The sequence below is a fragment of the Thiocapsa sp. genome (assembly GCF_035467215.1).
Taxonomy (GTDB): Bacteria; Pseudomonadota; Gammaproteobacteria; order Chromatiales; family Chromatiaceae; genus Thiocapsa.
Genome location: NZ_DATITZ010000169.1, coordinates 1 through 10,204, shown reverse-complemented (window position 1 = coordinate 10,204; position 10,204 = coordinate 1). Strand labels below are relative to the sequence as shown.

The following is a 10,204-nucleotide window of genomic DNA, read 5'->3' as shown; positions in this document are numbered from 1 at the left end:
GCGGCGATCCCGGACTCGGCCATGCGCTGCATGTCCTCGGTGCGGATCTGGATCTCGATATGGATGCAGCGTGCGGCCGGCAATTCGGTAGAGTTCCTCGATCACGTGAAGATCGATCTCTTCCCCGACGAGGTCTACGTCTTCACGCCCAAAGGCCGGATCCTGACCCTGAAGCGGGGTGCCACGGTCATCGACTTCGCCTACGCGATCCATTCGGATGTCGGCAACACCTGCGTCGCCGCGCGGATCGACCGGCGCATGGTCTCGCTCAGCACGAATTTGCGCAGCGGCCAGACGGTGGAGATCATTAACGCACCCGGCGCCAAGCCGAATGCGGCTTGGCTGAATTTCGTCGTGACCGGCAAGGCCCGCGCGAGCATCCGGGGCTACCTGAAGAACCTCAAGCAGCGCGAGGCCCAGGTGCTGGGACGGCGTTTGCTGAGCGCGGAGCTCGGCGCATTCGGGGTGAATTTGGACAATCTCGATCCGATCCGAGTCGCGGCCTACCTGGAAGAGGCCAATCAGCGCACGCTCGATGACCTGCTCGGGGATATCGGGCTCGGCAATCGTTTGGCCGCATTCGTGGCGCGTCGCCTGGCCGCGGGCGACGACGACGAGGCGACCCAGGCGATGCAGGCCGACAAGGACCTGCATCCCCACCGCTTGGCGATTCGCGGTACCGAGGGGATGGTGGTGAGCTTCGCCCGCTGTTGTCGGCCGATCCCGGGAGACACCATCGCCGCGCTCTTCAGCCCGGGCCGCGGGATCGTCGTGCATCGCAGCGAATGCCGCAACCTCGGCAGCCTTGAGACCAAACGCGACAAACGTCTGGATGTCGAGTGGGCCAAGGAGCCGGACGGCGAGTTCCCGACCGAGATCCGGGTGGAGATCGGCAATCGACGCGGTGCGCTCGCGGTGGTCGCCGGGGCCATCGCCGAGCTGGGCTCGAACATCGAGAACGTCCACTCGCGCGAGAAAGACGGCATGACCACGGCGTTGGAATTCCTGATTCTCGTGAAGGGTCGCGTCCATCTCGCGCGCATCATGCGTCGCCTGAGACAGATCCCGCTGGTCCTGCGGATCACCCGCATTCCGCGCTGACGCGGCCGGCCCGCGCATCACAAGCCCGTGTCGATCTTCCCGGCTGGGTAGAGCGCCGCGAAACCCATCTTCCGCGCTCCAATCCCGAGATCCCACTCCTGAATGTCGGGCTGCGGGTTGCATCCGAAAGGCGTCGGCGCCACCTCCTTTACCATATGCGCGGTCGGAAAGTGTCCTGCCCGCGATCACTCCACACAGTGCGCCCTCGGGCGTGCCTCAGACAAGGGTCGACTCATGTCCGAACTCACGCTGGACGAGCGCTGCTCGCTCACGCGCCGCATCATGTCGTTGCTGGAAGGCTGGAATCTCGGTGCGAGCGACATCCTGGTGCTGCTTCAACTGCCGGCCAGCATCAAGGCGCGGAACCTCTCGCGTTATCGGGACGAGGAATGCTTCCCGGACGATCCTCAGGTCAATCGCCGGCTGTCGTACCTGGTGCGGATCGAAGACGCGCTGCATACCTATTTTCCGCGCAACCCGGAGATGCGTCACCTGTGGGTCAAGCGCGCCAACAAGCAGTTCAACAAACGCGCGCCGATCGCCGTGATGGTCGAGGATGGGGAGAGCGGACTCATCTCCGTGCTCTCGCATCTGGACTGCACCTTCGCCTGGGACATGACGGGGTCAAAGGCCGAATACGGCAAGGGCTGACCCGCCGCCTTTGCCGCCTGGTTCATTGAAGACCGACCGGTGAACGAGGGAGAGCGAAGTTCACCGATCCCTGCGGCGGCGCCGGTGGACTGCGCTGAGCTGCGATTGTCCACCCTGCCGATCCCGAGCATGCTCGACCGCATCAAGCCACGGGCGCCTCCTCGGCAAGCCAGTCGCGTGGTTTCAGGAAGCGCTCGTAGAGTTCGGCCTCCGGGCTGCCGGGTTCGGGGCGGTAGTCGTAGCGCCAGCTCACCTCCGGCGGGAGCGACATTAGGATCGACTCGGTGCGCCCGCCCGATTGCAGGCCGAATAGGGTGCCTCGGTCGTAGACCAGGTTGAACTCCACGTAGCGACCGCGTCGGTATTTCTGGAAGGCGCGCTCATCGTCGCCGTATTGCTTGGCCCAGCGGCGATTCACGATGGGCAGGTAGGCGGGCAGATAGGCCTCGGCGACGCTGCGCATGAAGGCGAAGCTGTGCTCGAACCCTCCTTCGCTCAGATCGTCGAAAAACAGCCCGCCGACCCCGCGGGGCTCATCGCGGTGCTTCAGATAGAAATAGCGGTCGCACCAGTCCTTATAGCGCGGATAGACGTCCTCGCCGAACGGCAGACAGGCCTCGCGCGCCGTGCGATGCCAGTGCTGCACGTCCTCCTCGAAGCCGTAATAGGGCGTCAGATCGAAACCGCCTCCGAACCACCAGACCGGCTCGGCGCCGGGTCGCTCCGCGATGAAGAAGCGCACGTTCAGATGCGAGGTCGGCACGTAGGGGTTCTGCGGGTGTACGACCAAGGACACGCCCATCGCCTGGAAGCCGCGCCCGGCCAGCTCGGGCCGATTCGCGCTCGCCGTGGGCGGCAGGCGCTCACCGAAGACATGCGAGAAGTTGATGCCGCCGCGCTCGAAGACGGCCCCGTCCTGCATGATGCGCGTGCGCCCGCCACCGCCGCCCGGACGCTCCCAGGCGTCCTCGCGGAAACCTGCTCCGCCGTCGGTCTCGCGCAACGCCTCGCAGATGCGGTCCTGCAGGTCCAGCAGATAGGTCTTGACGGCGTCAGCGTCGGGTCGATCGGACATCGCGGCAACTCCTCGCAGGTGCGGTTATCATGAGATGGCTGGTCGGATAGTACCGAATGTTGACCCGTTGAGGTCCCCCTCGCCGAGCTCGACCTGTTTGGACCCTCGGTCCTGCGAGTCCCGCGAGCCACAACACCATAAGGAGACAACCCGATGTCCATCGTCCTGCGCTCGCTGCTGATCGCCCCCGTCCTGCTCGCCGGCTCGGCTACTGTCTCGGCCGATCAAGCCGTCACCTTTCTGACCTATCAGTCATCCGTCCCGGATGCCTGGGTCGCCGAGACGCCCAAGAGCGAGATGCGCCAGCTCCAGTTCAAGATTCCCGCGCCCCCCGGCGGCGAGGGCGGCGACGGTGCCGAGTTCGTCGTCTACTTCTTCGGACCCGGTCAAGGCGGGACCCTGGATGCCAATATCGAGCGCTGGCAGTCTCAGTTCCAAGGCCCGGACGGCGCACCGGTCGAGCCGACCGTGACGCAGATCGGCACCGAGACGATTCCCGCCACCCTGGTCGAGCTGCGCGGTAGCTACGGCCGCAGCGTCGGGATGGGGCCGGGCGACGAGGTGCAGGCGGATCGGATGCTCCTCGCCGGCGTCGTCGAGTCGCCGGAAGGGAACCTCTACCCGCAGATGCACGGCCCGGCGGAGCTGGTTGCGGCCCAGCGCGAGGGCTTCGTCGCATTCGTGAAGGGGATCCGGCCGACGGCTCCGACGACGCCGTAAGCCGACATCCGGAAACCGAACGCAGGTTCAACGCATGCCACGTCGGATCCTATTGCTCATCCTTGCGATCCTGGTCGTGGGCGTGCTGGCGGGCGCCGCCGGCCTGGTGTGGATCGCGAAACGCGGCGAGCCGAGTTATGCGGGTAGCCTGGCCATTCCGGGGCTCGAAGCCCCGGTGCGCGTTCGCTACGGGCCGCATGCGACCCCGACGATCGAGGCCGACGGTCTCCACGACCTGCTGTTCGCTCAGGGCTATGTCGTGGCGCGCGAGCGGATGTGGCAGATGGATCTGCTGCGCCGTCTCGCCGGCGGGCGTCTGGCGGAGGTGTTCGGGGCCCTGGTGCTGCCGGCGGATCGCTTCTTTCGCACCATGGGTCTCGATCGCGAGGCCGAGCGCGCTCTGGCTGTCTTGACCCTCGAGGAGAGGTCTCTCCTCGAGTCCTATGCGGCGGGCGTGAACGCCTATCGGGTCGAGGCGACGACCGAGCGTCGCCTGCCTCTCGAGTACCTGGTCGTGCGCGCCGAACCCGCGCCCTGGACCCCGCAGGATAGCCTCCTGATCGGCGGCTATATGGCCTGGACCCAGTCCTACAACCTGCGTGCCGAGCTGACCTTCCTGCGTCTGGCGGCCCGCATCGGTCCGGAGCGGGCGCGCGAGCTCTTCCCGACCGATGTCGGGATCCCGGCGCCGGAGGTGTCGCCCGAGCTGGTGCGCGAATTGGCGCAGGAGCAGGGGCGGACCCGGATGCGCGGCGACCGGCAGGGGCCGACGATCGATCCCGTACTGTCGATCGTTGCTCGGCTCGGTCTGCCGTTGCCCGCGGCAGCGAGCAACGGCTGGGCAGTAAACGGGCCTCGAACGGCGGACGGCAAGGCCCTGCTCGCCAACGACCCGCATCTGGCCGGCTCAATGCCGGGGATCTGGTACATGCTGGAGTTGAACGCGCCGGATCTGCATGTCGCCGGGGCGAGTCTGCCCGGTGTCCCGCTGGTGATGATCGGGCACAATCGTGATCTCGCCTGGGGCTTCACCAGTACCATCGCCGATACGCAGGACATCTTCGTCGAGCGTCTCATGCCCGACGGTAAGAGCGTCGAGTGTGCGGACGGGCGGCCCGAGCCGATCGCGACCCGGGTCGAGCGCATCTCGGTGAAGGGCGGTGAACCGCTCGACCTGGTCATCCGCTCGACCGGCAACGGCGTAATCGTCAACGACATCCTGGGCCCGATCACCAAGACGCCCATGGATCTGCCGAGCCTGGATACAACCCATCTGCTGGCCCTGCGCGAGACCAACGATCTCCCGGATCGCGCCTTCGCCGGGCTGTTGCGTCTCAACCAGGCCGAGACGCTCGAGCAGGCCGGCGAGGCCATCCTGGAGTTCAAGCACGTCGTCCTGAATCTCATGTCGGCGCACCGCGACGGCGGCATCGCCTTACAGGTCAGTGGGGTCCTGCCGCAGCGCGGCAAGGGCTCGGGCGCTTTTCCGTCGCCGGGTTGGGTGGATGGTTATGCCTGGCAGGGGCTCGTGCCCCAGATGCGCAACCCGCGGCGCGTCGATCCGCCCGGGGCGGCCTTGATCACCGCCAACAACCGCATCGTCCCGATCGAGTATCCGGTGACCATCAGCAACGCCTGGATGGCGCCCTTTCGCGCCGAGCGCATCGCCGAGAGGCTCGATGCAGCCGGTCCCTTGACGCCCGAGGCGATGGCGCAGATTCAAACCGATCGCGTGAGCACCCAGGCACGGTTGGCCCAAGCCGCCCTGCGCGCAATCGAGATCGATCTGCAGGCGGTGGATCAGGCCGCCTGGAACATCGCCGCCAACGAGCTGCTCGACTGGGATGGCGACATGGCGGGGTCCAGCCGGTCGGCGGCCTTCTTTGCCCTGCTCGAACCGGCGCTCTACAGGGCGCTCTACGAAGATGAGCTCGGGGAGGACCTCGAAGCCATGACGGCGATGGCCATGTTCGCCTACAGCCCCCTGCAGGAGATGCTCCGCAGCGGCCGGTCGAGCTTCTGGGACGATGTGACGACGCGATGGACGGAGGGCCCGGCCGAGATTTGGGCGCGGGCGCTCAAGGCCGCCAAGGCGGATCTCGATGACCGTATCGGCAATCCGCAGGATGCGCGTCTGGACCGGATTCGGACCCTGACCTTCCCGCACGCCTTCGGGACCTTGCCCTTGGTCGGGAGTCTCTTCAACGTGGGCCCGATCGGCGTGGGCGGCCATGCGGATACGGTGAACGTCATGAAACCGATGCCGCTCGCACCCGAGGCGTCCGTCTTTATCCCCTCGATGCGGGTCGTCTACACCCCCGCGGACTGGGCAGGCACCCGCGGCGTGCTGCCGCTTGGCCAGTCCGGGCACCTCTTTTCGCGCCATCGAACGGACCAGCTCGATGCTTGGTTGACGGGCGGGACCTATCCCTGGCCTTGGAACGGGCCGAGCGAGCAAGAGACGACTGGTGTCTTGACGCTGGCCCCGGGTCTTTGATCGGGCTTGATCGTGGGTTGTCTTTAGGTTTCCAGCCAGAAGGTCACGGGGCCGTCGTTGAGCAGGCCGACCTGCATGTCGGCACCGAAGCGCCCGGTCGCGACCCGGGGATGAGCCGCGTGGGCCCGCACGACCAGGTCGGCGAACAAGCGCTTGCCTTCCTCCGGCGGCGCGGCGGAGGTGAAACTCGCACGGGTCCCTTTGCGGGTGTCCGCGGCGAGTGTAAATTGCGGCACCAAGAGAAGCCCGCCGCCGATGTCGCGCAGGCTGAGGTTCATGCGGTCGGCGGCGTCGGGGAAGACCCGATAACCGAGCAGACGCTCCAGCAGACGTTCTCCGCGGGCGGTCGTATCGCCCCGCTGCACGCCCACAAAAACCAACAGGCCGCGCTCGATGCTGCCGATCCTCTCGCCCGAGACATCGACATGCGCACGGGAAACACGTTGCAGTAAACCGATCATGCTGAATGGCGTCCGGAGCGACACGCCGTTCGTTTTTTGCGCCTAGGATCGGCCGGAAGCAATGCCGCCGAGCGTCGCGAAGCCGCGTCCCCAGGGATTGACGACTTGCAGTCGTCCTCTTCCATCGCCCCGACGGCCGGCGGGGTCGCGCTCAACGCGACGCTCTCGTTGCCATATCACAAGAACGTGTTCATTTTGGATTAACCAAGCTCATCTGCAAAGCGGTCGGTCGCCGCCACCAACGCCATGCGGATGCCGGGCTCGAACGCCGAGTGACCGGCATCCGCAATCACTTGCAGCTCGGCCGTCGGCCAGGCCCGATGGAGATCCCAAGCCGAGCGCATCGGGCAGATGGTGTCGTAGCGGCCTTGGATGATGATGCCCGGGATGTCTCGGAGACGATGGGCGTCTTCGAGCAGCTGATTCGGCCGGAAGAAGGACCGATTCATGAAATAGTGGCACTCGATCCGCGCCAAGCTCAAGGCCACATGCGGATGGGCGAAGTGCGCCTCGATGTCCGGATTCGCCCGCAGCGTCGCCGTGCGGCCCTCCCAGACCGACCAGGCTTGCGCCGCGGCGAGACGGGTTGTCTCGTCCTCGCCGGTCAGGCGTTTGTGATAGGCGCAGAGCAGATCGCCGTGCTCCTCGACCGGGATCGGGGCGAGAAACTGCTCCCAATAGTCCGGGTAGATCCAGCTCGCACCCTCTTGATAGAACCAACGAATCTCATCGTCCCGGCAGAGAAAGATCCCGCGCACCACCAGCGCCGTGACGCGATCCGGATGGGTCTCGGCATAGGCCAGCGCGAGCGTCGAGCCCCAGGAGCCGCCGAACACCAGCCAGCGCTCGATCCCGAGTCGCTCGCGGATCCGCTCGATGTCGGCGACCAGATCCCATGTGGTGTTTGCGGTCAGGGATGCGTTGGGTGTCGAACGCCCGCATCCGCGTTGATCAAACAAGACCGCGCGATAGCGATCCGGGTTGAAAAAGGCGCGGTGGGCCGGCTCGCAACCTGCACCGGGTCCGCCGTGCAGAAAGATCGCGGGGATGCCGTCCGGCCGACCGCATTCCTCGACATAGAGGCGGTGATCGTGGTCGACGTCCAGCGTATGGGTCGCAAAGGGCTCGCCGGGGCGATAGAGATCGGGCATGGGGTTTGTTCGATGGTGTGATTTGTTACTGTTCAGCCGTCAGCCGTCAGCCGTCAGCCGTCAGCCGTCAGCGGCCCTCCTGGGCCTGGCAAAGAGCCGTCAGCTCCCAGCACCGGGATAGCCTGGTCTTGGAGTCTCCGTTTTCACCAACCTAAACCGCGTCCCGCCGTCGCTGGCTGTTGCGACGAGGTCTAATCCGCACGCAAGCCTCGTCTGTCGGTCCCGACGCGGTTTAGCAGCGGTTTAGCCGCGACTCGCCCGCTTGCGATCGTTCTCGGTGAGATGACGCTTGCGCACTCGGATCGCCGTAGGTGTGATCTCGACCAGCTCGTCGTCTTCGATGAACTCCAGCGCCTGCTCGAGGGTGAACTTCACCGGCGGGGTCAGCAGGATGTTTTCGTCCGAGCCGGCGGCGCGGATGTTGGTCAGCTGCTTGGCTTTGAGCGGATTGACGGTGAGGTCGTTGTCGCGCGAGTGGATCCCGACGACCTGGCCCTCGTAGACCTCGTCGCCAGGAGAGACCATCATGCGCCCGCGCTCCTGCAGGCTGAAGAGCGCGTAGCCGAGTGCCTTGCCGGTGCCGTTGGAGATGAGTGCGCCGTTGCGCCGCGGTGCGATGCCGCCCGGATTGGCGGGGCGATAGCGGTCGAAGATGTGATACTTCAGCCCGGTGCCCGAGGTCATGGACATGAAATCGGTCTGAAAACCGATCAGGCCGCGCGATGGGACCTCGTAGTCCAAGCGCACCCGGCCCTTGCCGTCCGGGACCATGTCCTTGAGCTCGCCGCGCCGCTCGCCGAGCGCCTGCATGATGGCGCCCTGCGAGGTTTCCTCCACGTCGACCGTGAGCTGCTCGTAAGGCTCGCAGATCTGTCCGTCGATCTCGCGGAAGATGACCTCGGGGCGCGAGACGGCCAGCTCGTAACCTTCGCGGCGCATGGTCTCGAGCAGGATCGACAGATGCAGCTCCCCTCGTCCGGAGACCCGGAACTTCTCCGGGTCGTTGCCTTCCTCGACCCGCAGGGCGACGTTGTGGATGAGCTCGCGCTCGAGCCGGTCCTTGAGCTGACGCGAGGTCAGATACTTGCCGTCGCGCCCGGCAAAGGGCGAGGTATTGACCTGGAAGGTCATGGTCACCGTGGGCTCGTCGACGGTCAGCGGTGGGAGGGCCTCGGCGTGATCCGGGTGACAGAGTGTATCGGAGACGTTCGGAGCCTCGATCCCGGTCAGGGCGACAATGTCTCCGGCGGTGGCGAGCGGTACTTCGTGGCGCTCAAGCCCGAGATAGCCGTAGACGATGCCGACCTTGGCCTTGTAACGCCCGCCGTCGGGCTTGACCACGACGATCTGCTGGTTCGGTCGCACGCTGCCGTGGCGGATGCGCCCGAGTGCGATGGCCCCGACGAAGGAGCTGTAGTCGAGCGTGGAGATCTGCATCTGGAAGGGTGAATCCGGATCCACCTCGGGCGCGGGGCAATGCTCGACGATCGCCTCGAAGAGCGGCGTCATGTCGCCCTCGCGCACCTCGTTGTCCAGCCCGGCATAGCCGTTCAGGGCCGAGGCGTAGATGATCGGAAAATCGAGCTGCTCGTCGCTCGCGCCGAGCCGGTCGAACAGATCGAAGACCTGGTCGATGACCCAATCCGGGCGTGCACCCGGACGGTCGATCTTGTTGATGACCACGATCGGACGCAAGCCATGCTGGAACGCCTTGCTGGTGACGAAGCGCGTCTGCGGCATCGGTCCCTCCTGGGCATCGACCAGCAGCAGCACCGAGTCAACCATGGAGAGCACGCGCTCGACCTCGCCGCCGAAGTCGGCGTGGCCCGGCGTATCGACGATGTTGATGCGGTAGTCGCGCCAGCGCAGGGCGGTGTTCTTGGAGGTGATGGTGATGCCGCGTTCCTTCTCCAGCGCGTTGGAGTCCATCACCCGCTCGACCGGTCCGAAGCGATCCCCGAGCGTCCCGGATTGCTGCAGCAGCTTGTCCACCAGCGTGGTCTTGCCATGATCGACATGGGCGATAATGGCGATATTGCGTAACGTCTCGATCACGAGTGGGGCTCCGGAGAAGATGAAGTCGGGGGTCGGGTCGGGCGATGGGTTCGGTTCGAGCGGAAAATCCGGGTGTCGAGCCAGCCCGAGAGTATATACCCTACGCCCATGAATATTCGGCGATCGAATCAACCGGCCTCGCAAGCCCCCGAGTCACGATAACGTCAAAGCGATTCGACGCGGCTCGGCCGGTAGGGTGGACGAGCGAGAGCGAAGTCCACCGAACCCCGCGCCGGCGATGGTGGACTACGCTGCGCTTGTCCACCCTACCTCCGCGATCAGCGGCTTGGCCGGGCGGCACGCTCCTCATCGAGCCATGCGGTGGGAGCGATTCGACGCGGCTCAGACCGGCTTGTAGATCTGCGCCCCCTCCTTCCTGAACTCGCTCGCCTTCTCCTGCATCCCCGCTTCGAGGGCGATCTCCACGTCGTCGAGCCGATGCGCCAAGGCGTAGTCGCGCACGTCCTGCGTGATCTTCATCGAGCAGAAATGC

Annotated in this window: 8 protein-coding genes; 4 read left to right on the top strand and 4 right to left on the bottom strand. The window is 65.8% G+C overall.

Annotated features, from left to right (window positions below; genetic code table 11):
- On the top strand, positions 1 to 1,101 hold a 1,101-nt coding region (locus VLR48_RS09480; RefSeq protein ID WP_325291548.1), incomplete at its 5' end, for a TGS domain-containing protein.
- Between the two features lie 234 nt (positions 1,102 to 1,335).
- The gene (locus VLR48_RS09475; RefSeq protein ID WP_213460118.1) at positions 1,336 to 1,752 is read left to right on the top strand and encodes a DUF2384 domain-containing protein; all 417 of its coding nucleotides are present in this window, start codon (positions 1,336 to 1,338) and stop codon (positions 1,750 to 1,752) included.
- Between the two features lie 142 nt (positions 1,753 to 1,894).
- Here VLR48_RS09475 and hemF read toward each other — a convergent pair whose 3' ends face one another.
- A complete protein-coding gene (gene hemF, locus VLR48_RS09470) occupies positions 1,895 to 2,827 on the bottom strand; it encodes an oxygen-dependent coproporphyrinogen oxidase (RefSeq protein ID WP_325291547.1) in 933 nt (310 codons plus the stop codon).
- 153 nt (positions 2,828 to 2,980) lie between these two features.
- Here hemF and VLR48_RS09465 point away from each other — a divergent pair, with 153 nt between their 5' ends.
- Positions 2,981 to 3,547: a hypothetical protein gene (locus tag VLR48_RS09465; RefSeq protein ID WP_325291546.1), complete on the top strand. Its 567-nt coding sequence runs from the start codon at positions 2,981 to 2,983 to the stop codon at positions 3,545 to 3,547.
- A gap of 34 nt (positions 3,548 to 3,581) precedes the next feature.
- Positions 3,582 to 6,044, top strand: a complete 2,463-nt coding sequence (locus VLR48_RS09460; RefSeq protein ID WP_325291545.1) for a penicillin acylase family protein — start codon at positions 3,582 to 3,584, stop codon at positions 6,042 to 6,044.
- Positions 6,045 to 6,067: 23 nt separating this feature from the next.
- Here VLR48_RS09460 and dtd read toward each other — a convergent pair whose 3' ends face one another.
- The 3 genes from dtd to typA all read right to left on the bottom strand — a co-directional run bounded on the left by dtd (position 6,068) and on the right by typA (position 9,711).
- Positions 6,068 to 6,505 (bottom strand): D-aminoacyl-tRNA deacylase, encoded by a 438-nt coding sequence (dtd, locus tag VLR48_RS09455; protein WP_325291544.1) that lies wholly within the window; start codon positions 6,503 to 6,505, stop codon positions 6,068 to 6,070.
- Between the two features lie 200 nt (positions 6,506 to 6,705).
- Positions 6,706 to 7,656, bottom strand: coding sequence for a prolyl aminopeptidase (gene pip, locus VLR48_RS09450; protein WP_325291543.1), 951 nt, complete (start codon positions 7,654 to 7,656; stop codon positions 6,706 to 6,708).
- A 243-nt stretch (positions 7,657 to 7,899) separates the two neighbouring features.
- Positions 7,900 to 9,711 (bottom strand): translational GTPase TypA, encoded by a 1,812-nt coding sequence (gene typA / locus VLR48_RS09445; protein ID WP_325291542.1) that lies wholly within the window; start codon positions 9,709 to 9,711, stop codon positions 7,900 to 7,902.
- Positions 9,712 to 10,204 lie beyond the last annotated feature (493 nt).